Here is a 25,345-nt window from a genome sequence, read left to right as displayed (position 1 = left end):
GGGGTGCCGCGCCCCTGCGCGCACGGGTCGAGCAATGATTGATGTCCCTGGCTACCGAAGCGACAGAGCGCTCTCCAGCTCCGGCTCCTTCCAACTCGTTCGCGCCACCCGCGCCAACGATGGAGCCACCGTCAACCTCAAGCTCGCGGAGCCCTCGCGCCCCGGAGCCCTCACGCAGCGGCTCCGCCACGAATTCGAGCTGACCCATCCCCTGCGCCTCGACGGCGTCCTCCACCCGCTGGCCCTGGAGGAGTTCCGTCCCGGCATGTCCGTGCTCGTGCTCGAGGGCTTCGGCGAGACGACGCTCGCCCAGCGGCTGGCCGTGGGGCGGATGGAGGTCCTCGCCGGCTGCCGGCTCGCCGTCGCCCTCGCGCGCGCCGTGGGCCAGCTCCACGCCGCCGGCATCCTGCACCGGGACCTGCAACCCGCGTCCGTGCTCGTGGGCGCGGACGGCGTGTCCGTGAAGCTGACCGGGCTCACCCTCGCCACGCGGCGCGCCCGCGCGGAGGTGGCCCCCGTCGCTCCGGACCGGCTCGAGGGCACGCTCGAATACCTGTCCCCCGAGGCCACCGGCCGCACGCATCGCAGCGTCGACTCCCGCAGCGACTTCTATTCGCTGGGCGTCATGCTGTTCGAGCTGTTCACCGGCCGCCGTCCCTTCGCGGACACCGATGCGCTGGGGCTCGTCCACGCGCACGTCGCGCTGCCGCCGCCGCCGCCCCAGTCGCTGGTGCCCGAGCTGCCGCGCACGCTGTCGGCCCTCATCCTCAAGCTGCTCGCCAAGTCCCCCGAGGACCGCTACCAGAGCGCCTACGGGCTGGTGGCCGACCTGCGGCGCTGTCTCGATGGCCTGGAGACTGGCAATGGCGTGCCCGACTTCGAGCTGGGCACCAAGGACGTCCCCGAGCGCTTCGCCGTCCCCGAGCGGCTCTATGGTCGGGCCCCCCAGCAGGCCGCGCTGCGCGACGCCTTCGAGCGGGCCGCCACCGGTCGCTCCGGCTTCGTGCTCGTCACCGGCGCGGCCGGCATGGGCAAGTCCGCGCTCACCGGCACGCTCAAGCGTCCCGTGTCGGAGAAGCACGGCCTGTTCGTGCGCGGCAAGTACGACCAGCTCCTGCGCGACACGCCCTACTCCGGCATCTTCGAGGCGTTCCGCGAGGTCGCCCGAAGCCTGCTCGGCGAAGAGCGCCTGGACCTGTGGCGGCAGCGCCTGCTGGAGGCGCTGGGCGGGATGGGCCAGCTCGTCGTGGACGCGGTGCCGCGCCTGGGGCTGGTGCTGGGAGAGCAGCCGCCCGTGGCCGAGCTGGACCCGGCCGAGTCGGAGCTGCGCTTCCAGTTGGTGCTGCGCAAGCTGGTGGGCGTCCTCGCCACGCCCGAGCATCCGCTCGTCATCGTGCTGGATGACCTGCAGTGGGCGGACAGCGCGAGCCTCCAGCTCCTGCGCCAGCTCCTGACGGACCGGGAGCTGGGCAACCTGCTCGTGGTCGCCGCGTGCCGCACCGAAGTCCTCGACGCCGAGCACCCCGTCGAGGGGCTCACCCAGGCCCTGCGCGAGGCGGGCACCCCCGTGCAGCGCATCGACCTGGAGCCCCTGTCCCCCGAGCAGCTGTCACGACTGGTCGCGGATGTCTTCCCCGCGGCGGCGGGACAGCCCGACACGCAGCTCGACGCGGTGGTCCTGTCGCTGACGGAGGGCAACCCCTTCTTCGCGGTGCAGCTGCTGCGCGCCTTCTATGAACGCGGGCTCGTGCGCTTCGACGCGGAGGGTGGAGGCTTCCGCTGGGACGGCGGCGCCCTGCGAGGTCAGGACTTCAGCGACGGCGTGGTGGCGCTGCTCACCGCGCGCATCCGGGAGCTGAGCCCGGGCGCCCAGGCGCTGCTGCCCGTGGCCGCCGCGCTCGGTCATGCCTTCACCCTGCGCAACCTCTCCACGGTGCTGGAGCAGACGCCCGAGCAGACGGCGGAGGTGCTGGACGAGGTGCTCCACGCGGCCCTGGTCGCGCCCGTGGGCGAGCGGCTCACGGACACCGAGCCCTCCGACAGCTTCCAGTTCGCGCATGACCGCGTCCAGCAGGCCGCGTTGGAGCTGACGCCCCCGGAGCAACGCCCGGAGGTCCATGCGCGCATCGGCCGCCTGCTGCTGCGGCACACGCCGCCCGAGCTGATGGACGAGCAGCTCGCGGACATCGTCAGCCACTTCCACCTGGCCCTTCCCGTGCTGAAGGACGCGCAGGAGCGGCACCGGGTGGCGGCCCTGGACCTGCGCGCGGGTCGCGGCGCCAAGTCACGCGGCGCGTGGTCCGCGGCGCTGCGCCTGTTGACGACAGGCCGTCAGTTGCTCGGGGACGACGGCTGGAGCGCCAACCGCGCGCTCGCGTTCGACCTGCACGTCGAGGCCGCCGAGGCCGCGTATCTCGCGGCGGACTTCGAGCAGATGGAGCGGCTGGCCACCGCCGCCCTGGACCACGCCCAGGACCGGCTGGAGCAGGTGCGCGTGCACCTGGTGCGCATCCAGTGCCACTCCCACCGCGGCGAGCACGAGCGCGCCGTGGACCTGGGCCTGGAGGTGCTCGGGATGCTGGGCCAGCACCTGCCCGCGCGCCCCATCCAGGCGCACGTGCTGGCGGGCGTCGCGAAGACGAAGGTGCTGCTGGGCCTGCGCAAGCCGGAGGACCTGGAGTCGCTCCCCGAGCTGAGGGACCCGCTGCTCGTCGCGACGCTGCGGGTGATGATGAAGCTGGCCACGGCCGCGTTCATGGCCCGCCCCCTGCTCTTCCCGCTCGTGGTGCTGCGCAACCTCCAGCTCACCATCCGCCACGGCGCCACGGGCACGGCCGCCTTCGGCTACGTGGGCTACGGGTTGATGCTCAGCGTCCACCTGGGCAACCCCGAGGAGGGCTATCGCTACGGGCGGCTCGCGCTGAAGACGTTGGACCGCTTCGGCGCGGAGAGCCTGCGCTCGATGGTGCACTTCGTCTTCAACCTCTTCATCCGCCACTGGAAGGAGCCGCTGGGCACGTGCCTGGACGACTTCTTCGCCGGCGCGAGCAAGGGCCAGGAGACGGGCGACATCGAGTACTTCGCCTACAACGCGAGCGCCGGCTGCGCCGTGTCCCTCATCGGCCGGGACGGGCTCCTGGAGCACGGCCCCCGCGTCGACCGCTTCCGCGACGCGCTCGCGAGCCACCGGCACACGAACGTGCCGTTCCTCCAATACACGCGGCACACCCTCGACGTGCTCACCGGCGCGTTCACCGGCGACGTGGAGGCCCGGGAGCGGGACATCGTCGCGCCGTACCACCAGGCCGGCTACTCCAACGGCATCGCCACCTGCGAGGTCATGCGCACCATGCGCCGCTGGCTGTGGCGCGACGCGAAGGGCGCCCTGGAGAGCGCGGCCGCGGTGGATGCCCGCGCGGAGCTCATCACCGGGCAGATCTACCTGCCCTGGTACAAGTTCTTCCAGGGCCTGGCCCTGCTCGAGCTGCACACGTCGCGAGGGCCGCTGGAGCGCCTGCGCGCGTCCCGCACCATCGACGCGCTCCGCAAGCAGATGCGCGGCTGGGCCCGCATCGCCCCGATGAACTACGCCGCGCGCGCGGAGCTGCTCGACGCGGAGCGGGCCCGGGTGGACGGCAAGCCCACCGAGGCCGCGGATGGCTATGACCGGGCCATCCGGCTCGCGAGGGAGCACGGCCTGTCGCTCGACGAGGCGGTCGGCTGCGAGCTGGCGGCGAGGTTCCACCTGGACCAGCGCCGAGAGCGCGTGGCCCATGGCTACCTGGAGGACTCCCGGGCCGCGTATGTCCGCTGGGGCGCGCGCGCGGTGGCCACCCGGCTGGAGCGCGAGTACCCGCACCTGCTCCCCTCCACCCCCGAGCCCGTGCGGGCCGAGGAGTCCGCGGGCACGCCGCTGGCCTCGCTGGACCTCGAATCGGTGCTCAAGACGGCGCGCGCGCTGTCCGGCGAAATCGTCCTGGACAAGCTCCTGCGCAAGCTGATGACGCTGCTCATCGAGAACGCGGGCGCGCGGCGCGGCTTCCTCATCCTCATGCGGCCCGAGGGGCTCTACATCGAGGCCGAGGGCTCGGTGGACGGCGCGCGGGTGCTGCTGGACCAGGGCGTGCCGGTGGAGTCCTCCACCGCGCTGCCGGCCTCCATCGTCCACTACGTGGTGCGCACCGGAGAGACGGTCATCCTGGACGACGCGGCGACGGAGGAGCCCTTCTCCGAGGACCCGTACGTGCGCACCGCGCATCCCAAGTCCGTGCTGTGCAGCCCGCTGCTCAAGCAGGGCTCGCTCACGGGCGTGCTCTACCTGGAGAACGACGCCACGCGCGGGGCCTTCACGCCCGAGCGACTGGAGGTCCTGCGCCTGTTGTCCTTCCAGGCAGCCATCTCCCTGGAGAACGCCGGCCTGTACGCGAGCCTGGAGGAGTACAGCCACACGCTGGAGCGCCGCGTGGACGAGCGCACCGCGGAGCTGCAGAGCAAGAACGTGGAGCTGGCCGAGACGCTCACCCGCATCCAGGAGATGCAGCGTCAGCTGGTCGCCCAGGAGAAGCTCGCGTCGCTGGGCGCCCTCACGGCGGGCATCGCGCACGAGCTGCAGAACCCGCTCAACTTCGTGAACAACTTCTCGGAGCTCTCCACGCGGCTGGCCGCGGAGCTGGACACCACGCTGCGCGCCCAGACGGGGAAGCTGGAGTCCACCACCGCCGAGGACATCCTCGAGACGCTGGAGGACCTGAAGCAGAACGCCCGCCGCATCCAGACCCACGGGCGGCGTGCCTCGGACATCATCAAGACGATGCTGCGGCACTCGCGCCGCTCCGAGGGCTCGCGCACCCGCGTGGACCTGAACATGCTGATTCGCGACAGCGTCAACCTGGCCGTCCAGGGCCTGCGCGTGCGCGAAGGCGCGACCCTGGTGGAGACGGACACGGAGCTGGACCCGCGCGTGGGCACCGTCGAGGTGGTGGCCGGGGACATCAGCCGGCTCATCATCAACATCCTCGACAACGCCTTCTACGCGACGCTGGCCAAGCGCCGCGGCGAGGGCGAGGCCTTCACGCCCCGCATCCTGGTCTCCACCCGGCGGCTCGCCGCGCGCGTGGAGCTGCGGGTGCGCGACAACGGGCCGGGCATCCCCCTGGAGATTCGCGAGAAGCTCTTCGACCCGTTCTTCACCACCAAGCCCGCGGGCTCCGGCACGGGCCTGGGCCTGTCCCTGGTCCACGACATCGTCCAGGAGCACCAGGGCGAGATTCGCGTGGAGAGCGTCATGGGCGAGTACTCCGAGTTCGTCATCTCCCTGCCGTCGCTGTTGCCCACGACGGCCGCCGCGTAACGGGCGCCGGACACGACTCGGCCCCTGCCTCCCGTGAGGGAAGGAGGGGCCGAGGGGAACGGCACGGAGCAGAAGGGCCGCTAGGCCGTCTTCTTCTCCTTCTCCATCACGAGCTGAGGCGGCTCGTGGCGGGTGATGACCGTCTCGGTGATCTTGCACTCCTTGACGCCCTCGCGGAACGGCACGTCGTACATGATCTCCAGCATGGCGTCCTCGAGGATGGCGCGCAGGCCGCGCGCTCCGGAGTGACGGCGCATCGCCTCGCGGGCGATGGCGCGCAGCGCCTCCTTCGTGAAGGTGAGCTTCACCTTCTCCATCTCGAAGAGCTTCTGGTACTGCTTCACCAGCGCGTTCTTCGGCTGGGCGAGGATGGTGACCAGGTCCTCTTCCTTGAGGTCGTTCAGCGTGGCGATCATCGGCAGACGACCGATGAACTCGGGAATCATCCCGAACTTCATCAGGTCCTCGGGCTCCGTCAGCGCGAGCAGCTCGCCCACGCTGCGCTCCTCGCGGTGGGTGATCTTCGCGCCGAAGCCCAGGCCCTTCTCGCCCACGCGGCGCTTGATGACGCCGTCGATGCCGTGGAACGCGCCGCCGCAGATGAACAGGATGTTCGTCGTGTCGACCTGGACGTACTCCTGCTGGTTGTACTTCTTGCCACCCCGCGGGGTGACGTTGGCGCGCGTGCCCTCGATGATCTTCAAGAGCGCCTGCTGCACGCCCTCGCCGCCGACGTCGCGGGTGGCGCTGGGCATGTCACCCTTGCGGGCGATCTTGTCGATCTCGTCGATGTAGACGATGCCGCGCGCCGCCTTCTCCACGTCGTAGTCGGCGTTGTGGAGCAGGTTCTGGATGATGTTCTCGACGTCCTCACCCACGTAGCCGGCCTCGGTGAGGCTGGTGGCATCCGCGATGGTGAACGGCACGTTGAGGAAGCGCGCCAGCGACTGGGCGAGCAGCGTCTTGCCCGAGCCCGTGGGGCCGATGAGCAGGATGTTGCTCTTGCTCAGCTCCACCTCCTCGCCCGACGGACTCTTCACGCCGGGGCGCGGTCGGGACGTGGGCTTCTTCTGGTAGATGCGCTTGTAGTGGTTGTAGACCGCGACCGACAGGACCTTCTTCGCCTGGTCCTGACCGATGACGTAGTCGTCGAGGAACGCCTTGATCTCCGAAGGCGTCGGCAAGCTGACCTGGGGCTTGCCCTCCTCTCGCTCGTTCTCGTCCGCGATGATGTCGTTACACAGCTTGATGCACTCATCGCAGATGTAGACCGTCGGTCCCGCGATGAGCTTGCGGACCTCGCGCTGCGATTTTCCGCAGAACGAGCAGGACAGGTTGACGTGGTGCTCCTTCTTCACTGCCGCCTCCGAGTTCGCCGACCCCAGACTTGCCGGAGCCACTTCGCCGTCCACCGCTCCCCTACCCACACGGCCTGCCCACGTCTCGAACAGCCGTCAGGCCCACCTACACCGGGGCCCTGAACCACTATAGGGCCCTGTCACCTGGGCAGGAAGCCCAACGGTGCGGGCCCGTTACGGACCGTACAGCGGCCGCAACGGGTGAGCGTTCAGTAACAGCGGCTCAGGCGTCCGTCACGCCCGAGGCGAGCTCCTCCACGTCGTCCGCCAGGGCGGCTGCCCGCTCGGCGACAGCGTTCGGAATCTTGCGGCACCCCGCCAGCTCGCTGGCGAGCTTCCGGGCCATGGACGCCAGCTTGCGCACCTGGAGGCTCTCGGGGGGAGGCTCGGGCGGCGGCCGGGGGAAGCGCTCCGTGAACTCCTTCTTGAGCTCCGTCGGGTTCTTCTCCGGGCTCCAGATGCTGTCACGTAGGGATTTGTATTCAGTGGGAGACAACTGGCCACGCTCCTCGGCGTCGGCCAGCACTTCGATGACCTCGAAGGCGGGCGCCTTCTCCGGGAACTCCTGGGCCCGCAGCTCCTCCTCGGGCTCGTGCTTGGCCAGGAAGCTGAAGGAGCGGGTGAGCTTGAGGGCCGTCTGCTTCTTGATGTGCAGTTCCTTGAGGCAGTAGGCCTCGAAGGTGGGGTAGCCCCACTCCTCGAACTTCGCCTCGTCCCGGACGGTGACGAGCAGCTTGCCCAGCTCGGCCCAGGTGGACTTGAAGCGTTTGGCGGCGACCAGCACGGTGTGACGGAAGGTCCCCGGCGGCACGCTCAGCGCCTTCTTCGCGATTTCGGTCTCGGCAACGGATGCGGCGGACATGGCCCCGGTATGGGGCATGCCCGGGAGGTGGGCAAGAAAGTGGCCCTAGCCCCGCTTGCCGATGTTGAAGGACAGGCCGACGGTCGCCCGCTCCCCCTCGTAGGCCCGGAACGGCCACTTCTGCAGCTCCGTCAACAGGCACTCGTAGAGCGGGCCCTTCTTGAACTGGGGGTTGTCCACCCAGAGCTTGTTGACCTTGCCGTCGTTGCCGATGACGAACTCGAGCGGAATCTTCGCCGCGAGCCCCGGACTGCGCTCGGCCTCTTCCTTGAAGCACTTGAAGAGCGTGGACTTGTTGCCGGCCACGACGCGGTTGATGGCGGACTGGTCGAACTGCTGCGCCACCTCCATGCCGTCCGGGTCCGTGCCCACGCTGCCCGCGGGGCGCGGCGGCGGCCGGCGGTCATCGGTCCGGGACGCGGAGGCCACGGCGGTGGGCTTGCTGGTGGAAGCGCCCGTGGGCTTGGTCCCCGCGGGAGTACCGGGCTTCACGGCGCCCTGCGTCGGGTAGTCGAAGAGCTCCTCGTCGTCCTGTCGGGCCTGGGCCACGCGGATGACGGGGGCCTCCATCTCGATGCCCTCGAACTCGTCCTCGCCGAACCAGCCGTGCACCGCGGCGTTGCGCGCCACGTAGATGCCGACGGTGCCGAGCACCAGCGCCAGGCCCGCGGCCACGCCGCCGAGCACCAGCACGCGCTTGTGGTTCTTCTCCCGCTCCACCAGGACGGCCGCGTCCACGCGGGCGCGCGCCTCCGAGAGCGCCACGTGGACCTTGAAGGGCTCCACCTCGCGCATCGGATGGAAGTCCCGCTCGCCGGCCAGGGCCAGCGGGGACTCGGGGGTCAGCTCTCCTGTCTTGAGCTTCTCCACGATGACCGAGCCGCTGACAGGTCCGAGGACCAGGTCACCATGTCGGAAGAGCCACTGCCCATCCACGTCCGCCGCGAGTTCTTGTCCAGCCGCCATTTCGCGCGCGATTATCCCGTGTAACCCCGCGACCTCGCAACGCCGTGCTCACTTCGACCTCCAAGCGGATTCCCGTCGCACTGTGGATCTGGTACCGCGGCGGAAACTTCCGCGGCTTCCAGCGTCAGACGGAGGGCCCCACCGTCCAGGAGGCGCTCGAGACGGCGCTGCGGGCGGTGGGCGTCCCGGCCTCGGTGATGCCCTCGGGGCGGACGGACCGGGGCGTCCATGCCCGCATGCAGGTGGTGAGCGTCCGGCTGGAGGCCGGGGATTCGCCCGAGTCGCTGGCCAAAAGGCTCCCGGAGCACCTGCCGCCGGGGCTCGGGCTGTGCCTGGTCCGCCGGCCCCAGGGATTCCATGCCCAGTGGAGCGCCAGCGGCAAGGTGTACCGGTACCGGCTGCGGCTGGGGGGGCCCCAGACGGAGGACTGGGCACCCTACTCGCTCGACGTTCCAGGCGAGCCAGGGTTGTTGGGACGAGGTGGCGCCGTGACGCCCGAGCGGGTGGCGGCGCTGCTCGCCAGGGCCCAGGGGACGCGGGACTTCATCGCCTTCCATGAGAAGTCCAGTCCCCAGAAGCCGCGCACGCTGGAGTCCGCCACCCTGCACGAGCGGGGCGGAGGGCTGTACGAGGTGCGGCTGGTCGGGGACGGCTTTGCTCGCTACCAGGTGCGCTATCTGGTGGGGGGCGCGCTCAAGGTGGCGGCGGGGCTGTTGCCGGAGGAGGCATGGCACGCGGCCCTGGAGACGGGGGCGGCCATGGAGGGCTTCAAGGCGCCCGCGCACGGCCTGATGCTCTGGGAGGTCCACTACCCTCCGAAGGTGGATCCCTTCACGGCCCCAGAGCGTCTCCAACCTCCGGGGTTGCCGCCGGAGTCACCCTTCTCGGAGTGACACGGGGCTGGATCCACGAGCCGCCGTCAATCGACGAGCCGCTCCTCGTACTTCGCCAGCAGATCCGAGATGGCTTCCCGGAGGTACTCGCTCTGGCGGATGCGCGTGGAGCGCGACAGCTCCTTCAGGGCGTCGAGCTTCTCGCGGTTCAGCCGGAAGACCACCGAGGTGAGGCGGGGATTCAGTTCCAAGTGCGCAACCTCCTACAGATGCACACACCATCTCACAGCCCTTTCTGATCGCAAGATTTTCACTCGGATCCGCTGACCGGGAAGATCCACTGCACCCCGGTGAAGCCCTCGGCGTCGGCGCGCAGTCCGGATCCGAACCCGAGCGTGAGCCCGAGTCCCCCGTACACCGCGATCCGCTCCGAGAAGGTGTGTCGCAAACCGAAAGCTACGCGAGGCCCCACCCACGGCCCAGAAAACGGCCGCACGACAGCGCCGAGATCCACGAAGGACTGCCACGCCTCCATTCCGAAAACGCTCCGGAAGCCCCCCACCACGGAGAGATCCGGCCCCCGGAGGCTCCCTCGGATCAACACGAAGACCTCGTCCCCCCCGTGCCCCACCGAGAGGCTGGCCCCCAGATCCAGCTGGGCATCCAGCCCCTTCACCACGTCCGCGTCCGACTCGCCGATCAGCTCCGTGTAGGACAACCCCGGACCGAGGATCAGCGAGAAGGAGCGCCGGTCCCGGTACGGCGAGTCCACGTACTCGGCGGCGTGGGCGAGGCCAGGGGTGAGTCCCAGGAGCACCACGCCCGCGGCGCCCGGCAGCCAGGAGGACCGCTCGCGCCGCGAAGACTGCTCGACCGTCATGATCTGCTCCGGAGCTCCAGCAGCCGTGGGTGCCAGGCGGAGAAGCGAGTCAGGGATCAGCTCACCACGGGCAGCGCGAAGCTCGGGGCTCCCGGCGTCGCGGGCCTAGTCACGCCAGCGGCCTCGTTCATCCGGCCCGAGCGGAACGGCTCCAGATCCAACGCCACGAACTTGAACCCCAGCGCCAGGAACGCGGTGTTGATCCTCTGGCGCACGTCGGCCGCGAGGAAGCGCTCGTACTCCTCGGCCGCCACCTCCAGCCGCGCCACCTCGCCGTGGTAGCGCACGCGGAACTGCCGGAAGCCCAGCTTGCGCAGCTCCGACTCGGCCGAGGCGATCTGCAACAGCCGCTCGCGCGTCACCGATGTCCCATACGGGATTCGCGACGCCAGGCACGCCATCTGCGGCTTGTCCCACGTGGGCAGCCCCAGCGCCTGGCTCCACGCGCGGATCTCCTCCTTCGTCAGGCCCGCCGCGGCGAGCGGAGACTCGACGGCGTGCTCCCGCGCCGCCTTGTGCCCCGGACGGTGATCCTTGAAGTCGTCCGCATTGAAGCCATCCAGCACCACCGCCAGCCCCAGCTCCTGGCGCCGCGCCTCGCAGAGGTCGTACAGCTCCGTCTTGCAGAAGTAGCACCGGTTGGTGGGGTTGGCCGCGTACGAGGGGTTCGCCAGCTCGTTGCTGCTCACCACCACGTGCCGGGCGCCCAGCTTCGTCGCCAGCGCCCTCGCCTCCTCCGCCTCCTCGGGGGCCACGGACGCCGACAGCGCCGTCAGCGCCAGCGCCCTCTCGCCCAGCTCCTCCACGGCGATCTTCAGCACGAACGTGGAGTCGACGCCGCCCGAGAACGCCACCAGCGCGCTGCCGTGGGTGCGCAGCGCGGCCCGCATGGCCTCCAGCTTGGGGCGCGACGACTCACACAGGGCTTGGATTCGCTCGGGGCTCAGCATGCTGGACTCCTAAAACGGAAGGGCCCCGGATTGCACGCGCATCGCGCGGCAACCAGGAGCCCTTGTCATGGACACTGACGGGGCCGGGTGTCGGCCCCCTTGCTCAGCGAGCCTTGCTCTTCGCCGCCGGCTTCTTCGCGGGGCTGGAGGGCTTGGCCACCCGGGCCGCGCGCGTGGCGGGACGGGACTTGGCGCCCTTGTCGGCCTTCGCGGGCTTGGCCTTCGTCGCGGCGGCCGGCTTCGGCTCCTCCGCGCGACGCGCCTTCGCGCCGCCGTTCTTCTCCGGCTTCTCGGCCCTCTCGCCCTTGGCCGGCAGCGGGTTGGCCTTCATCTTCTTGCCCGTGATGATCTTCAGCTCCTCGGTGGACATGTAGCCGAGGTCCAGCAGCGACTGGAAGATCTTCGCGGCGCCGTCCTCCACCGACTCGACGTCCGAGTGGATGGTGACCTCCGGCGACGTGGGCGGCTCGTACGGCTCCGTGATCCCGATGAAGTTGGGGATCTCCCCGTTGAGCGCCTTCTTGTAGCGGCCCGTGCTGTCACGCTCGATCAGCTTCTCGGTGGGGCAGTCGACGTAGACCTCCACGTAGCGGCCGATGGCGCGGCGGTTCTCCTCGCGCTTCGCCTTGTACGGACTCACGCAGGGCACCAGCGCCGCGACGCCGTTGCGCGTCAGCACGTTCGCCACGAAGCCGAGCCGGCCCGCGATGACATTGCGCTCGTCCTTCGAGTCGCCCAGCCCCGCCCACAGCTCATCGGCGAGCTCACCCTCGTCGAGAATCTCCACGTGACGGCCCACCTGACGGAGCCGCGCCGCGATGTACGCGGCAGTGGTGGTCTTCCCCGTACCGGACATGCCGGTCAGCCAAAGGGTGAATCCAGTGTTGGAGGCCATAAGGATTTTCAACTCCCTGCGTCCGGAGCGCTTCTTGCACGCCGCGTTGGGACGCCGCAGATCCAGAAGATGCGCGTGGTTATAGACGAAAACCCACGCACTTGACAATTCACGCGCACCTTTCCGCAGGTAGGGGTAACGGGCAGCCAAGTGCCTGCACCTCCTCGGCTTTTTCGTTCTTGCAATGCGGGATTCAAACCTGTCGCGTTCGAAATTCTCCCCCGCTCCACTCGTACTCACACACGCAGGTGACACAGCCTCGGTGTACGGATGCGATGAGGTAGGAAACTCCCGGCAGCAGCGGATGCCCTGTCGGGGCCGCCCAGGCCCGATCTTCCGGGGAAAAGGTGGGAGGGCTGTCGACATGTGAGTGGAAGACGGCGGTGATCCGCTCGCCACTCGACCCCGCTTCGAGGCACACCTTCAACCACTCGTGGGGCTCGAAGGCGTACGCCACGGAGGGCCTGGGAGACACGTTTCGCAGGGGCAGGACGCGGGCGGCGCTGGACGACGCCAGGATCACGCCACAGCCCTCCAGGGGATAGGACGCCTCCAGGTGACGGAGCACCTGCGTGCGCACCGGCTCCGGCCAGCGCGGATCCACCCAGGGGTTCACGGCTCGGCGCGAGCGGCGCAGCGCGAGCAGCGACGCAGCGCCATCTCCTCCAGGCCCCCCGGAGGCACCAGCCAACGCCCTCCCAGCGGGGGGGCCAGGCCCAGGCGGAGGTTCTGGAAGATCATCGCGCCCAGGGCTCCGAGCGCCACGCCCAGCGCGCCATCCGGCGGCGAGCCCAGGTGCCGCACCGTCTCGCCGAAGCACCACACACAGCCTTCGCTTCCTCGGAACACGACGCCGGCCCTCGCGCCGTCGCCGCAGAGGGCCACCCAGGGGGCCTCGCCGCTCCAGGCCGTGGGCAGCTCGGCCAGGAGGCCTCCCCGACGCTCGGGGTTCGCGGCGTCCGGGTTCAGCGCGGGGACCTCGCGGGCCAGGGCCTCCGGGACGGGCTGTCCCACGTCCCCGGCCGACACCAGGAAGCCGGGAGCCCACGGGCCCAGGGTCAGCGAGCCCACGCCCGCGACCGGGGTTCCTCCTCCCGCCAGGTACGCCGTCGCCGTCATCCCCGAGGCGCCCGTGGCATCCACGCGCGCGGGGCCCGTCAGGAGCGCTTCCTGACCTCGACCGCCGACATCGCGCAGGAGGATCTGCCGCGAGTAGCGCTGGATCTGATCTTCACGCAGAGCCATGCGCCCTCACCCTCCCGCCATCGCGGGGATGAGCGTGAGCCGGTCCGCGTCCTTCACGGGCGTGTCCAGCTCGCGAAGCGCGCGGATGTCGTCCTCGTTGAGGAAGACGTTGACGTAGCGCCGCACGGCGCCGCGCTCGTCGAGCAGCTTCGCGCCGATACCGGGGTAGCTCGCATCCAGGTTCGCGAGCACCTCGCGCACGGTGGTGCCCGGGACCACCACGTCCGCCTGGTTGCGCGTCAGCGTGCGCATCGTCGAGGGAATCCGAATCGTCGCCATGAACCACTCACCTTCCCTGCTTGCGCAGCACCAGCCGATGCGTCCCGTCGTCGCGAGCCTCGAGTGACACCACCTCGTGCCCCTCTTCCCGCGCGCTGCGGGGGACGTTCTTCAGCGGCTCGGCGCCTCGGAGGAGGACCTCCAGCAGCGCGCCCGGCTCGAGGGACTCCAGCCGCAGCTTCGTGCGCACGTAGGTCATCGGACAGACCTCGCGCGTGATGTCCAGCGTCGCCGTCGTGTCACCCATGCGAGTGCCCCGACTCCGTGAGGGCACGAGCGCCAGCGCCTTCCCGCGGCGTCGACGCGTCACCGGCTGCACGAGGGTGCAGGGAACGTCGCCTCGAGCAGCCGTTCACTCGGGGCCAGGAACGAAACACCGTCGCTCCACCGCGACGCGTGTCCTGGTCCGACCACCTCCCAGCCAGCCGCGAACGTGTCCTCTCCCGCGCACCTTTCGCGTACGCCAGGCTCGGACACGCCTTCACCCTCGCCTCGAATCCAACCACGCGCCCCATCGCCCCCGCCCCGCACCGACTCATCGCGCGCATGCCGAGGCCTCGTCCGGGAAGCTCGGAACGGCGGTGACCTGACAGCCCGGGCACTCCTCCGCGCGAGTCACCCGCGTCACGCGCCCCAGCATCGTCCGCCCGTCCAGCACATGCAGCGCCGTCTCACCCGGCACCCGCCGCGCGGCGCCCGCCAGCAGCTCCAGCACGAGCAGCGCCTGCACCGAGCCCACCAGCCCCGCCAGCGAGCCGAGCACCCCCGCCTGCGCACACGTGGGCACCGAGTCCGGCGGAGGCGGAGCCTCGTAGAGACAGCGCAGGCACGGGCCACCCGGCTCCACGCGCATCGCCTGCCCCTGCATCCGCAGCACGCCGCCGTACACGAGCGGCACGCCGGTCAGCACCGCCACGTCCGAGAGGAAGAACTTCGTCGCCACGCCATCGGTCGCGTCGATGACCGCGTCGTGCGAGCGGAACAGGCCCTCCGCGTTGTCCGCGTCCACGCGCTCGGGCAGCACCTCCGTGCTCAGCCCGGGAAACGCCCGGGAGAGCCCCCCCGCGGCGGACTCCGCCTTGTTGCGGCCCACGTCCTCGGCGCGGTGCCACAGCTGCCGGGGCAGGTTCGTCACGTCCACGCGGTCCGGGTCCGCCAGCGTCAGGTGGCCGACACCGGCCTGGGCGAGCGCCAGGGAGACAGGGCAGCCGAGCCCGCCTGCTCCCACGACGAGCACCCTCGCGCGCTCTATCCGGGACGCGTGGGGAATGCGGGGATGGTGGTGTTCTTCTGGGCCGTGCATCGAATGCTGCTCCGCGAAGGCGGATGCGAATAACGTGCGGACCCCTGCGTCGCATCAGGCGACCGTTGGGCGCAGGCGCCCCTACCAGCTGCCACACATATGAAAAACCTGACCGGCGTGCTCGTCTTTTCCACCACCCTGTTGCTCATGCTCGGGTGCCACAAGAACACCGGCGAGACCGCCGGCCCCGCGGATGCGGCGACCCAGCCCTCCACCGAGGCCACGGCCCCCGCCGAGGCGACGAAGCTCGTCGACAGCGGCTCCACCCTCGAGGCCCCCGTCGCGGGCGCCGAGAAGACCGGGACGGACTCCGGCACGCTCGTCGCCGGGTCCCCCGACGCCTCCATCCCGGCCGAGGGGACGAACCTCAAGGACGCGGGGGCTCCCGAGTCCCGCCGCGCCGCGCTCGAGGCCTGCGTGGACCGCTGGCTGAAGAAGCAGAACCTGGACCCGTACGGCAACAAGGAGGGCACGATGTACGCGGGCGGCACGCCCCTCTTCGACGAGCGCACCGGCGAGTCCACGGACCGGCTGGAGTTCATCTTCCGGAGCAGGCCCGAGGCCCGCAAGGTCTGCATGCAGCCATCCTCCCGATGACGGAGGCGCGCGGGGACACCCGTCCGCCTTCTCGCTCGCCGAGAAGGTGAACGGACCACCCCAGGGATTCCCGCACACCCGGCGGCTCTCGTAAGCTGCCGGCCCAATGGATTCGAATCTCGCCCTGGGCGAGGAGACCCCGGCCAATGACCTGCGTGCGCGCGTGCGCGAGGTCCTCTCGCGCCGCAAGCTGACGGACAGCGTCTCCACGGAGCAGGCCACCGCGTCCTGGGAGCAGGACCGGTTCGTCGCCCGGGCCCGCGCCCTCTTCTACGCCCGCATGATGTTCCTCACGCTGGGACTGCTCATCCTGGCGGTGCCCACGTGGAGCGGCTACTTCGGCCTCACCGGAGCCCTCTCCTTCCTGGGCTACTTCACGATGCTGCTCTACAGCGTCGCGAACCTGCTGGTCATCGACCACCCCAAGGCCGGCCGCTGGGTGACGTACACCACGCTGTGCCTGGACCTGGTCATCCTCGTGGTGCTCATCGCCAAGCCCCAGGTGGGCGGCGGTCTGCAGAGCCCGCTGCTCGCCACCCAGCTGCTCTTCACCACGCTGTTCTCCATCCTCTACCCCAAGCCGCTCGCCATCCTCCCGCCGCTGCTCGCGCTGCCGATCACGACGCGGCTGGACCTGCTGCTCAACCGCAACGTGACGGCGGTGGAGCTGCTCACGCTGCTCTGGTACCTGGCGCTCAACTTCATCATCGTCTACGTGCTCGTGTATCTGAACGAGCGCGAGGCCGCCGCCCACCGCGAGGTCGTCGCGCTCCAGGGGGACCTCAAGGAGCTGGCCGTCGTCGAGGAGCGCAACCGCCTGGCGCGGGAGATCCACGACGGCCTGGGCGCGTCGCTCTCCTCGATGATCATCCAGGCCGAGTACATCCTGAACCTCGCGCGCGAGGACGGGCTGCGCGAGGAGATCCGCGAGCTGAAGGCCACCGCGGAGGAGTCCATCGACGAGCTGCGGCGCAACCTGCGGATGATGCGCGAGGACTTCGAGCTGTCGCAGGGCCTGGAGGACTACGCCAAGACGTTCCAGGAGCGCACGGGCCTGCCCATCCGCTTCGAGCGCACGGGCGCGCAGCGCAAGCTGTCCCCCGACGTGCAGCTGGCCCTCTTCCGCATCCTGCAGGAGTGCCTCTCCAACGCGGTGAAGCACGCCGAGCCGAAGCTCGTGCAGGTGAAGCTCGACTACGGCGAGGACCGCGTGCACCTCATCGTCCAGGATGACGGCAAGGGCTTCGACCCGAAGCACACGCCGCGGGGCCACTACGGCCTGCTCAACATGCGCGAGCGCGCCATGAAGCTCGGTGGTCAGCTCATCGTCGATTCGTCACCCGGCTCGGGCGCCCAGGTGGCCTTCTCCCTTCCCTGCCCCCCGACATGACCGGAGCCCCCGTGGACGCCCCGCAGCCTCCCTCCACTCCCGCGCAGCCGCCCATCCGCGTGTTCGTCGTCGAGGACCAGACCAAGATCCTCAAGAACCAGCTGCGCCTCTTCGAGGGCCACCCGGAGATCGACATCGTCGGCACCGCGCTGTCCGGCGAGGCCGCGCTGGAGGACGTGCCCCGGCTGATGCCGGACGTGCTGCTGCTCGACCTCGGCCTGCCGCGCATGAGCGGCATCGACGTCACGCGGGAGATCAAGGCCGTCTACCCGAAGATGGAGATCCTCATCTTCACCATCTTCGACGAGGAGGACAAAGTGCTGGAGGCCGTGAAGGCGGGCGCCTCCGGCTACATGCTCAAGGGCTCTCCGGTCGACAAGATCATCGAGGCCATCAAGGAGGTCCGCGCGGGGGGCACCGTCATCCAGCCCAACCTGGCCCGCAGGCTCCTGCGGCACTTCCGCGTGGAGCCGGACGCCACGCCCGTCCCCTCCGAGCCGCTGGCCGCCGCCCCCGCCGCCCCGCGTCCGGAGGCCCCCGCGCCCACGCCCGCCGAGAGCGCCTCCGCCGAGGAGCCGCTGCTCAAGCCCCTGTCGGACCGCGAGCGCGAGATCCTCCAGCTCATCGCCAAGGGCGTCTCCAACAGCGAGGCCGCCCGGCTCCTCAACCTCAGCAAGGCCACCATCCGCACGCACCTGGAGCACATCTACCGGAAGCTCGAGGTGACCAACCGCGTCGAGGCCGTCACCGAGGGCATCCGCAAGGGCCTCATCTCCGTCTGAGCCGTCGCGAATCCACCGTGGCCCGTGGCCCGGAGTGGCGCGAAGCGCGCCGCGCCGGGCCTTCGTGCGTCAGGGCCTCGTCGAACCCGCGGCCTCGATGACCAGGTCCGCGTAGCGGTTCACCGGGTCATCGGGCGAGGTGCCGTCGCGGAAGTAGAAGGTGTGGTCATCCCACGCGTCGGGTCGGGCGTCGTTGGCGAACATCCACAGCGCGCCGCCGCCCACGCCCACGCCGCGCATGCACTCCAGCCAGCCGCGATACAGCGCGCGACGCTGGGACAAATCCAGATCCCCCGCGTTGCGCAGGCCCAGCTCCCCCACCAGCAGCGGCTTGCCCAGGCCGTGCGCGATGGCCGCGTGCTCGCGAATCCACCGGGCCCCCGCCTCCGCCGTGCCCGCGCCATCCAGCCCCCACGACTCCGGATAGAAGTGCACCGACGCGAAGTCGATGTACGGCGACGCCGTGTTGCGCGTGAAGCTGGAGCCCGGCGTGCGCAGCATCGTCGTCCCCAGGCGGGACCAGTAGGCGCCGTCGTACCCTTCCGACGAGGGCTCGAAGCCCTCCTCGCCCGTGCCCACCAGGTGCCCCGGGGCTCGCGACTTCACCTCGCGCGCCATCTCGTCGACCCACGCGCGCAGCTTCTCGCCGCGCGCATCCAGCCCCCGCCCCCGAGGCTCGTTGAGCAGCTCCCACGCCAGCACCGCCGGATGGTCGCCGTAGCGGATGCCGTCCTCCGTGTTCACCCGCTCCAACGTCCGCGCCAGGTGCTCCTTGTAGAGCGCCCGGACGACGGGCGCGGTGAAGAAGCGCGGGTCCCCCTGCACCGGGTTCGGCAGCCCCGCCCAGCTCACGTACTGGCGCGTGCCGCCATAGGCATCCCAGTAGTTGCCCAGCGTGAGCACCAGCCGGACCCCATGCGCCCGGGCCCGGGCGAGCACGCGGTCCAGCCCTCGCAGGGCGACCTCGTCGTACTGGAGCGGCGCGACCTGGATGGTGCTGTCCCCCACCTTCTCCGGCGCCTCGTTGTGCCCGTTGGTCCGGAGCGCCACGACGCCCATCGCGGCGGCCTTGGCGAACACCTCCTCGACGATGGGTGAGTCGGACAGGCCCCGGCGCACGTCGCGCGCGGCCTCCTCCTGGAGGAAGTAGGCGTTGAGCACCATGCTCGTCGCGGGCAGCCGCCCCAGCCGCTGCGGTGGAGCGCTCCCACAGTCGGCCGCCGCGGCCTCGAGCATCACGGGCTCTCCCTCGCCACACGCGCACAGCAGGAAGAGGGGCGTGAGACACAGGAGCCAGCGCCGTGAAGACATGGAGCCCATGGTAACGGATGGGCTAGGTTGATGCCCGACATGGAGCTCCGACTCGAAGGCGTGTCCAAGACGTACCCCAACGGTACGCGTGCGTTGAACGACGTCACCCTCACCATCCCGCGCGGGATGTTCGGGCTGCTGGGGCCCAACGGCGCTGGAAAGTCGACGCTCATGCGCTCCATCGCCACGCTGCAGGACGTGGACGGTGGGACGATGACCTTCGACGGCATCGACGTGCGACGTGACAAGGACCGGCTGCGCGACGTGCTCGGCTTCCTGCCGCAGGACTTCGGCGTATACCCGAAGGTGACGGCCTGGGACATGCTGGACCACCTGGCGCAGCTCAAGGGCCTGGCCCAGCGGCGCGCGCGCCACGACGCGGTGAAGGCGCTGCTCACCAAGGTGAACCTGTGGGAGCACCGCGACCGCAGGCTCGGCGGCTTCTCCGGCGGCATGAAGCAGCGCTTCGGCATCGCCCAGGCGCTGCTCGGAGACCCCAAGCTGCTCATCGTCGACGAGCCCACCGCGGGCCTGGACCCCGCCGAGCGCTTCCGCTTCCACAACCTGCTGGCGGAGATCAGCTCGGACGTGGTGGTGCTGCTGTCCACGCACATCGTGTCGGACGTGGCGGACCTCTGTCAGGACATGGCCGTGCTGGCGCAGGGCCGCGTGGTGGCGAGCGGCCACCCGCTGAAGCTGGTGGACCAGCTGCGAGGCCGGGTGTGGAAGCGCTTCGTCACGAGCCAGGAGGAGCTCGACGCGCTGTCGAAGCAGATGGAGGTCATCGCCGTGCGGCGCGTGGCGGGCCAGCGGCTGGTGCACGTGCACGCCCCGAGCGCGCCCGAGGGCTTCGAGGCGGCGAGCCCCGACCTGGAGGACGTCTACTTCCACGCGCTGTCCGGCGCGTCGAAGGCGGCGTGACATGTTCAGCGCACTCGTGACCTTCGAGCTGCGTCGCCGGGTCAAGATGATCTCGACCTGGGTGTACGCGGCGGTGCTCGCCGGCGCCGGCCTGTTGTTGATGCTGGCGACCGGCGGCGTCTTCAGGAACATCAGCGCCAGCTCCGGCGCCGAGCGCGTGCTGGCCAACAGCCCGTACACGCTCTTCAACTTCATCACCGTGCTGGGCCTGTTCGCCCTCCTCATGGTGGCGGCCGTCTTCGGCCAGGCCGCATACCAGGACTTCGGCCACGGCACGTGGATGCTCATCTTCACGAAGAACGTGAAGAAGGTGCCGTATCTGCTGGGCCGCTTCCTCGGCGCGTTCGTCTTCAGCGCGGTGCTGATGTTGTCCATCATCCCGGGCCTGCTGGTGGGCGCCGGCGTCGTGTGGCTCATCGACAAGACCCAGCTGGCGCCCCACCAGTCCCTCGCCTACCTGTGGCCGTACGTGGTGGGCGTGTGGCCCACGCTGTTCTTCGCGGGCACGGTGTTCTTCTCACTGGCCGCCCTCACGCGCCGCATGGCCCCCGTGTACGTGGGCGTCGTCGTGCTGGTGCTGGGCTACCTGGCGCTCAGCTCCGCCATGTCCGACGTGGCCAACCGGCCGCTGGGCTCCATCCTGGACCCGTTCGGGTTCATCACCGTCGACAACGTGACGCGCTACTGGACCCCCGCCGAGCGCAACCGCGACCTGATTCCGTTCAGCGGGGTGCTGCTCGTCAACCGGCTGTTGTGGTCCACCGTGGGCGCGCTGCTGTTGGGCCTCACGGTGCTGCGCTTCCGGCCCGAGGTGGAGGAGCACCGCGGTGGCCGCGCGGCGAAGGCGGAGGAGCCGCCCCAGGCGCCCGTGGGCATCCCCACCACTCGGGCCGCGCCGACCTTTGGCAGTTGGGCGCGCACCGCCGCGGCGTCCGCGTGGCTGGCCTTCCGGGACGTGCTGCGCTCGCCGGTGTACTGGTCCTTCGTGGTGGCGGGGCTCATCTTCGTCACGCTGGGCGCGCTGGTGTCCAAGCAGCTCTACGGCACCTCGACGTGGCCCGTGACGTGGCAGGCGCTGGAGGTGGCGACGGGCACCTTCAAGCCCTTCGTGCTCATCACCCTCACCTTCTACGCCGGTGAGCTGGTGTGGAAGGAGCGCGACGCGGGCCTGGGCGACATCGTGGACGCGACGCGGGCCCCGACGTGGGTGGGCTATGCGTCCAAGCTCGGCGCGCTGCTGCTCGTGGTGCTCTCGCTCAAGGTGGTGGTCGCGCTCGCGGTGCTCATCACGCAGGTGAGCCGGGGCTTCTTCCAGATCGAGTGGGGCCTGTACTTCACGGACATCGTCCTGGTGGACTTCACGCACGAGGTGCTCCTGTGCGTGCTGGCCTTCTTCGCGCAGGTGCTCATCCACCAGAAGTACCTGGCGTACCTGGTCATGGTCATCCACTTCGCCTCGCAGGCCGCGCTGGGCCTGTTCGGCGTGGAGGACCGGCTGGTGCGCTACGGCTCGGACACGGGCGTGCTGTACTCGGACATGAACGGCTACGGCCACTTCGTGTCCAACCTCGTGTGGTTCCGCCTGTACTGGTACGCGCTCGCGGTGCTGCTCGTCGCGGTGGGCTACCTGCTCATCGTGCGGGGACGCACCACGCGGTGGAAGGAGCGGCTGCGCGAGGCGCGGGCCCGACAGAGCTGGGCGTGGACGGCCGGCGCCAGCGTGGCGCTGCTGGCGTTCCTGGGGCTGGGCGGCTTCATCACGTACCAGACCCGCGTGGTCAACCCGTTCGTCACCGAGAAGGACATGGAGCGCGCGCGGGCCCGCTACGAGAAGGAGTACAAGTCCTTCCTCGCCCTGCCCCACCCGCGCGTGACGGACGTGGACGTGACGTTCCACATCCATCCGGAGGAGCAGCGGCTGGAGGCGCTCGGCACCTACCGGCTGCGCAACAAGACGCAGGAGCCCATCGCCAAGGTGCTGCTCGACATGCCCACCGACGTGCGCGTGCGCAAGCTGAGCCTCGCGGGCGCCGAGCGCACGGAGCCCACGGACCGGGAGCTGGGCCTGTTCGTCCTGGAGCTGCCCACGCCGCTGGCCCCGGGCGCGGAGGCGGAGCTGGTCTTCGACCTGGAGTTCCACGCGAAGCGCCTGAAGCACGGGGCAGCGCGCACGGACATCGTGAGCAACGGCACCTTCTTCAACAGCGGCAACCTGCCGACGCTCGGCTACCAGGAGGACTCGGAGCTGTCCGAGGACAAGGACCGCAAGGAGTACGGGCTCGCGCCCAAGGAGCGGCTGCCGGACCGGGATGACCCGAAGGCGCTGGCGAACAACTACATCACGCCCGACGCGGACTTCGTCTCCTTCCAGGCCACGGTGAGCACGTCGCCGGACCAGATCGCCATCGCCCCGGGCTACCTGGAGAAGGAGTGGACCGTGGGGGACCGGCGCTTCTTCCGCTACAAGATGGACCAGCCCATCCTGAAGTTCTACTCGGTGCTGTCCGCGCGCTACGAGGTGATGCGCGACACGTGGAAGGGCGTGGCGCTGGAGATCTACCACCACCCCACGCACACGTACGTGCTGGACCGGATGATGCGCGGCATGAAGGACGCGCTGGCGTACTGCTCGGAGAACTTCGGGCCGTACCAGCACCGCCAGGCGCGCATCCTGGAGTTCCCCCGCTACGGGAGCTTCGCGCAGTCGTTCCCCAACACGATTCCGTACTCGGAGGCGGTGGGCTTCATCGCCCGCGTGCGCGACGGCAGCCCGGACGACGTCGACTACCCGTACTACATCACCGCGCATGAGATCGCCCATCAGTGGTGGGCGCACCAGGTGGTGGGCGGGCGCGCGCAGGGCGCCACGATGACGTCGGAGACGATGGCGCAGTACGCCGCGCTGATGGTGATGAAGCACCGCTTCGGCGCGACGAAGATGAAGCGCTTCCTCAAGTTCGAGCTGGACAGCTACCTGATGGGCCGCGCGATGGAGCGCAAGAAGGAGGTGCCCCTGTCGCGGGTGGAGAACCAGCCGTACATCCACTACCAGAAGGGCAGCCTCGCCATGTACGCGCTGCAGGACTTCATCGGCGAGGAGCGCGTCAACCGCGCGTTGAAGCGCTACGTGGAGAAGGTCCGCTTCCAGGGGCCTCCGTACACGGGCTCCGCGGAGCTCATCGGCTTCCTGCGCGAGGAGACGCCGCCAGAGTACCAGTACCTGCTGGAGGACCTCTTCGAGACCATCACCCTCTACGACAACCGGGCGGTGTCCGCGACGATGCGCCAGAACGCGCAGGGCGGCTGGGACGTCACGCTCAAGGTCCTCGCGAAGAAGTACCGCAGTGACGACAAGGGCGAGCAGACGGAGCTGAAGTTCTCCGACTGGGTGGACGTGGGCGCACTCGACGAGGACGGCAACGCGGTGTTCCTGGAGAAGCGCCAGGTGGGCCCGGGTGAATCCGAGCTGAGCTTCACGGTGCCGGTGAAGCCCGTGGAGGTCGGTATCGATCCGCTCAACAAGCTCATCGACCGCACGTCACAGGACAACGTGACGGAGCCCACGGAGGGCGCGGCCGTGGCGCTGGGCACGCCCCAGCCCTGAGCCCGGAGTGCCCCGGGGGCTTCACCAGCGAAGACGCAGGTCGAAGCCCTCGGAGCCCTCGTAGCGCTCCACCTCCACGGTGGCCGTGGAGGCGCCTGCCTGCTTCAGCGCGACCTCACACGTGCCCGCGGCGGCCTCGGCGGGGAAGACGTAGCCGCGGAACTTCGCGCGCCAGACCTGCGGACCCAGGTTCTCCACCGTGATGTCCACCGGCTCCATCACCGAGCTGAAGCTGAGCGCCACGCGCTTCATCGCCCGCTCGGGTCCCGCCACCTTCAGCGCCATGCCCACCACGCGGCCCACCAGCGTGTCGAAGTACTTGCGGACCAGGTCTCGCCCCAGCTCTCGCTGAGCGGCCTTCGGCGCGAGCCCCGCGTACGTCGTGCGCAGCGCCACCGCCTGACACGCGGCGAACACGGACGCGGGATAGGTGGCGCGAGGCCGGTCCACGTCGTAGCCCGCCGCGAGGAGCTCGGCGCGCTGGGCCGAGTCGGGGTTCATGCAGCGAATCAGCGACTCGAACAACGTGGACTGGACTTTGACTTCAGTCGGCATTCGGGCCGTCACCCTAGGGGCAATCGCATCATCCGGTCATGACGCGTTGGTTCAAGCACTAGGAGTCAACGCGCTCCTGGACCTCGAAATGCCCCGCCTTGACGACATGCTGTTTCACCACGAGCTTCGGGGTGCGCAGGGTGCCCCGGACCTCGAGCGCGTAGTCGTTGTTCCTCGCCTCGACGAGGGAGGCGTCCAGGTCGCCGCCGATGATGACGGGCCCCTCGGTGTGGAAGCTCTCGCACTGGAAGGAGCCCCCGACGAACAGCGAGGCTCCGACAGGGTTGGCGGCCTTGCCCTTCACCGTCAGGTTGCCCGTCACCAGGAGCGACTTCACGGTGAGCGGACCGTTGAGCTCCAGGTCTCCGTGGTGGGCATGGGAGTCCTTGGAGAGCTTCTTCACCGACTTGTTCTTGGGCGCCTCGGCGCTGACGGCCTGGATGAGGCCGATGGCGGCGAAGACCAGGTCGGGGTTCATGGAGGAGCGGTCCTCGATACCCGCGTAGAGTTCCTCCAGCGAGACGGCGTGGGCCTCCACGAAGACAGCTTCCATGATGCCGCGGAGCATCTCCCAGGACGCTGCGCCGACACCCGCGGGCGGCTCGCTGGAGAGGTACTTCATCACCTTCTCCTCGGAGAGACCCTTGAGCTTCTTGGGCGGCGGCGGGCGCTGGTCCTTGGTGGGCAGCAGCAGTTGCACCAGCATGGCCGGGACACCGCGGCTGTGACGCGAGCTCCGGGCGATGCGCAGCGCGCTGCTGCCGAACGGTGAAGGGGTCCGCGGGTCCACGCCCTGCTCGATGATGAAGCGCACGACGCGGTCCGCGCCGAACTCCGCCGCGCGGTGCAGCGGCATCTCGTTGCCATGGGCCACGCGAATGTCCGCGCCGTGGGCCATGAGCAGTTGGATGAGCGCCACGTTGTTCTGCGTGACGGCGGTCAGGAGCGGCGTGTGGTGATTCTGGTCCGCGAAGTCCAGGCTCAGCCCCGAGGCGAGCACCTGACGGATCTCCTCGAGCGTGACCTCGTTCTCCGCCTGCTCCTTCGCCAGTCGCCGCTCGTAGTCAGCCGGGTCCCAGGGCCGGATGTGGTCCTCGATGAAGTTGTGGCTCTGGACCTTCCTGATGAGCTTCAGCAACTCGTACTGTTGTTCCGTCATGGCGCGCGTACCCGGTGGATCGTCTGGGGCAGCATTCTCGCGCCTCGCGGGTGAAAGCAACCCCTGCCCGCCCGGAGCCCCACCGGCCCATGACTCCCGGCTTGT

22 protein-coding genes are annotated in these 25,345 nt (G+C 69.7%); 7 read left to right on the top strand and 15 right to left on the bottom strand.

What is annotated here, in order from left to right:
• The first annotated feature begins 34 nt into the window (after positions 1-34).
• A complete protein-coding gene (locus K8625_RS28195) occupies positions 35-5,350 on the top strand; it encodes an ATP-binding sensor histidine kinase (RefSeq protein WP_223784436.1) in 5,316 nt (1,771 codons plus the stop codon).
• Between the two features lie 80 nt (positions 5,351-5,430).
• Here K8625_RS28195 and clpX read toward each other — a convergent pair whose 3' ends face one another.
• From clpX to K8625_RS28180, 3 genes are all read right to left on the bottom strand, one after another.
• Positions 5,431-6,708, bottom strand: coding sequence for an ATP-dependent Clp protease ATP-binding subunit ClpX (clpX, locus tag K8625_RS28190; RefSeq protein WP_141323921.1), 1,278 nt, complete (start codon positions 6,706-6,708; stop codon positions 5,431-5,433).
• Between the two features lie 223 nt (positions 6,709-6,931).
• Positions 6,932-7,588 carry a hypothetical protein gene (locus tag K8625_RS28185; RefSeq protein WP_223784435.1) on the bottom strand — a complete coding sequence of 219 codons (657 nt, stop codon included), beginning with the start codon at positions 7,586-7,588 and terminating at the stop codon, positions 6,932-6,934.
• 27 nt (positions 7,589-7,615) lie between these two features.
• Positions 7,616-8,536: an AgmX/PglI C-terminal domain-containing protein gene (locus K8625_RS28180; protein ID WP_223784434.1), complete on the bottom strand. Its 921-nt coding sequence runs from the start codon at positions 8,534-8,536 to the stop codon at positions 7,616-7,618.
• A 44-nt stretch (positions 8,537-8,580) separates the two neighbouring features.
• Between K8625_RS28180 and K8625_RS28175 the strand changes: the two genes are divergently transcribed.
• Positions 8,581-9,429, top strand: coding sequence for a tRNA pseudouridine(38-40) synthase TruA (locus tag K8625_RS28175; protein WP_223784433.1), 849 nt, complete (start codon positions 8,581-8,583; stop codon positions 9,427-9,429).
• Positions 9,430-9,455: 26 nt separating this feature from the next.
• Here the strand turns inward: K8625_RS28175 and K8625_RS28170 are convergent, their stop codons facing one another.
• From K8625_RS28170 to K8625_RS28130, 9 genes are all read right to left on the bottom strand, one after another.
• Positions 9,456-9,620, bottom strand: coding sequence for a ribbon-helix-helix domain-containing protein (locus K8625_RS28170; protein WP_074956984.1), 165 nt, complete (start codon positions 9,618-9,620; stop codon positions 9,456-9,458).
• 59 nt (positions 9,621-9,679) lie between these two features.
• Positions 9,680-10,249: a hypothetical protein gene (locus K8625_RS28165; RefSeq protein ID WP_223784432.1), complete on the bottom strand. Its 570-nt coding sequence runs from the start codon at positions 10,247-10,249 to the stop codon at positions 9,680-9,682.
• A 56-nt stretch (positions 10,250-10,305) separates the two neighbouring features.
• The gene (gene larE, locus K8625_RS28160; protein ID WP_223784431.1) at positions 10,306-11,199 is read right to left on the bottom strand and encodes an ATP-dependent sacrificial sulfur transferase LarE; all 894 of its coding nucleotides are present in this window, start codon (positions 11,197-11,199) and stop codon (positions 10,306-10,308) included.
• A 103-nt stretch (positions 11,200-11,302) separates the two neighbouring features.
• Complete coding sequence (gene cysC / locus K8625_RS28155; protein ID WP_141323926.1) at positions 11,303-12,094, bottom strand: adenylyl-sulfate kinase; 792 nt, start codon at positions 12,092-12,094, stop codon at positions 11,303-11,305.
• A 193-nt stretch (positions 12,095-12,287) separates the two neighbouring features.
• Positions 12,288-12,674, bottom strand: coding sequence for a M67 family metallopeptidase (locus K8625_RS28150; RefSeq protein ID WP_223784465.1), 387 nt, complete (start codon positions 12,672-12,674; stop codon positions 12,288-12,290).
• Between the two features lie 32 nt (positions 12,675-12,706).
• Positions 12,707-13,339, bottom strand: coding sequence for a ThiF family adenylyltransferase (locus K8625_RS28145; RefSeq protein WP_223784430.1), 633 nt, complete (start codon positions 13,337-13,339; stop codon positions 12,707-12,709).
• Positions 13,340-13,345: 6 nt separating this feature from the next.
• On the bottom strand, positions 13,346-13,618 hold the full coding sequence (locus tag K8625_RS28140) for a MoaD/ThiS family protein (RefSeq protein ID WP_223749929.1): 273 nt from the start codon (positions 13,616-13,618) through the stop codon (positions 13,346-13,348).
• Between the two features lie 7 nt (positions 13,619-13,625).
• Complete coding sequence (locus tag K8625_RS28135; RefSeq protein ID WP_223749930.1) at positions 13,626-13,865, bottom strand: sulfurtransferase TusA family protein; 240 nt, start codon at positions 13,863-13,865, stop codon at positions 13,626-13,628.
• Between the two features lie 288 nt (positions 13,866-14,153).
• Positions 14,154-14,921 (bottom strand): HesA/MoeB/ThiF family protein, encoded by a 768-nt coding sequence (locus K8625_RS28130; protein WP_223784429.1) that lies wholly within the window; start codon positions 14,919-14,921, stop codon positions 14,154-14,156.
• Positions 14,922-15,038: 117 nt separating this feature from the next.
• Here K8625_RS28130 and K8625_RS28125 point away from each other — a divergent pair, with 117 nt between their 5' ends.
• From K8625_RS28125 to K8625_RS28115, 3 genes are all read left to right on the top strand, one after another.
• Entirely contained in the window at positions 15,039-15,518 is a 480-nt protein-coding gene (locus tag K8625_RS28125) for a hypothetical protein (protein WP_223784428.1), read from the top strand.
• Positions 15,519-15,624: 106 nt separating this feature from the next.
• Entirely contained in the window at positions 15,625-16,908 is a 1,284-nt protein-coding gene (locus K8625_RS28120; RefSeq protein ID WP_046713561.1) for a sensor histidine kinase, read from the top strand.
• Positions 16,905-17,690: a response regulator transcription factor gene (locus K8625_RS28115; protein WP_223749933.1), complete on the top strand. Its 786-nt coding sequence runs from the start codon at positions 16,905-16,907 to the stop codon at positions 17,688-17,690. Before K8625_RS28120 ends, K8625_RS28115 begins: the two co-directional genes overlap by 4 nt.
• Positions 17,691-17,759: 69 nt before the next feature.
• Here K8625_RS28115 and K8625_RS28110 read toward each other — a convergent pair whose 3' ends face one another.
• On the bottom strand, positions 17,760-19,001 hold the full coding sequence (locus K8625_RS28110) for a cellulase family glycosylhydrolase (protein ID WP_223784427.1): 1,242 nt from the start codon (positions 18,999-19,001) through the stop codon (positions 17,760-17,762).
• A gap of 39 nt (positions 19,002-19,040) precedes the next feature.
• Here K8625_RS28110 and K8625_RS28105 point away from each other — a divergent pair, with 39 nt between their 5' ends.
• Together K8625_RS28105 and K8625_RS28100 are read left to right on the top strand one after the other, a co-directional pair.
• Positions 19,041-19,922 (top strand): ABC transporter ATP-binding protein, encoded by an 882-nt coding sequence (locus K8625_RS28105; protein WP_223749935.1) that lies wholly within the window; start codon positions 19,041-19,043, stop codon positions 19,920-19,922.
• A gap of 1 nt (position 19,923) precedes the next feature.
• Positions 19,924-23,526, top strand: coding sequence for a M1 family aminopeptidase (locus K8625_RS28100; protein ID WP_223784426.1), 3,603 nt, complete (start codon positions 19,924-19,926; stop codon positions 23,524-23,526).
• A gap of 21 nt (positions 23,527-23,547) precedes the next feature.
• Here K8625_RS28100 and K8625_RS28095 read toward each other — a convergent pair whose 3' ends face one another.
• Both K8625_RS28095 and K8625_RS28090 read right to left on the bottom strand, forming a co-directional pair.
• Positions 23,548-24,081, bottom strand: a complete 534-nt coding sequence (locus tag K8625_RS28095; protein ID WP_223784425.1) for a DUF2378 family protein — start codon at positions 24,079-24,081, stop codon at positions 23,548-23,550.
• A gap of 58 nt (positions 24,082-24,139) precedes the next feature.
• The gene (locus K8625_RS28090) at positions 24,140-25,240 is read right to left on the bottom strand and encodes an ankyrin repeat domain-containing protein (RefSeq protein ID WP_223784424.1); all 1,101 of its coding nucleotides are present in this window, start codon (positions 25,238-25,240) and stop codon (positions 24,140-24,142) included.
• Positions 25,241-25,345: the final 105 nt, after the last annotated feature.

The sequence above is a fragment of the Myxococcus sp. AS-1-15 genome (genome assembly GCF_020037055.1).
Lineage (GTDB): Bacteria > Myxococcota > Myxococcia > Myxococcales > Myxococcaceae > Myxococcus > Myxococcus fulvus.
Note: the sequence above shows the minus strand (reverse complement) of the source record. Positions and strands in the feature narration are given on the sequence as shown.

Excerpts from the sequence above, each read along its gene's own strand:
- K8625_RS28195 (WP_223784436.1), top strand. The coding sequence starts at position 35 with ATGATTGATGTCCCTGGCTACCGAAGCGACAGAGCGCTCTCCAGCTCC.
- K8625_RS28185 (WP_223784435.1), bottom strand. The coding sequence starts at position 7,588 with ATGCCCCATACCGGGGCCATGTCCGCCGCATCCGTTGCCGAGACCGAA.
- K8625_RS28180 (WP_223784434.1), bottom strand. The coding sequence starts at position 8,536 with ATGGCGGCTGGACAAGAACTCGCGGCGGACGTGGATGGGCAGTGGCTC.
- K8625_RS28165 (WP_223784432.1), bottom strand. The coding sequence starts at position 10,249 with ATGACGGTCGAGCAGTCTTCGCGGCGCGAGCGGTCCTCCTGGCTGCCG.
- larE (WP_223784431.1), bottom strand. The coding sequence starts at position 11,199 with ATGCTGAGCCCCGAGCGAATCCAAGCCCTGTGTGAGTCGTCGCGCCCC.
- cysC (WP_141323926.1), bottom strand. The coding sequence starts at position 12,094 with ATGGCCTCCAACACTGGATTCACCCTTTGGCTGACCGGCATGTCCGGT.
- K8625_RS28145 (WP_223784430.1), bottom strand. The coding sequence starts at position 13,339 with ATGGCTCTGCGTGAAGATCAGATCCAGCGCTACTCGCGGCAGATCCTC.
- K8625_RS28140 (WP_223749929.1), bottom strand. The coding sequence starts at position 13,618 with ATGGCGACGATTCGGATTCCCTCGACGATGCGCACGCTGACGCGCAAC.
- K8625_RS28135 (WP_223749930.1), bottom strand. The coding sequence starts at position 13,865 with ATGGGTGACACGACGGCGACGCTGGACATCACGCGCGAGGTCTGTCCG.
- K8625_RS28130 (WP_223784429.1), bottom strand. The coding sequence starts at position 14,921 with ATGCACGGCCCAGAAGAACACCACCATCCCCGCATTCCCCACGCGTCC.
- K8625_RS28120 (WP_046713561.1), top strand. The coding sequence starts at position 15,625 with ATGGATTCGAATCTCGCCCTGGGCGAGGAGACCCCGGCCAATGACCTG.
- K8625_RS28115 (WP_223749933.1), top strand. The coding sequence starts at position 16,905 with ATGACCGGAGCCCCCGTGGACGCCCCGCAGCCTCCCTCCACTCCCGCG.
- K8625_RS28110 (WP_223784427.1), bottom strand. The coding sequence starts at position 19,001 with ATGTCTTCACGGCGCTGGCTCCTGTGTCTCACGCCCCTCTTCCTGCTG.
- K8625_RS28105 (WP_223749935.1), top strand. The coding sequence starts at position 19,041 with ATGGAGCTCCGACTCGAAGGCGTGTCCAAGACGTACCCCAACGGTACG.
- K8625_RS28100 (WP_223784426.1), top strand. The coding sequence starts at position 19,924 with ATGTTCAGCGCACTCGTGACCTTCGAGCTGCGTCGCCGGGTCAAGATG.
- K8625_RS28095 (WP_223784425.1), bottom strand. The coding sequence starts at position 24,081 with ATGCCGACTGAAGTCAAAGTCCAGTCCACGTTGTTCGAGTCGCTGATT.
- K8625_RS28090 (WP_223784424.1), bottom strand. The coding sequence starts at position 25,240 with ATGACGGAACAACAGTACGAGTTGCTGAAGCTCATCAGGAAGGTCCAG.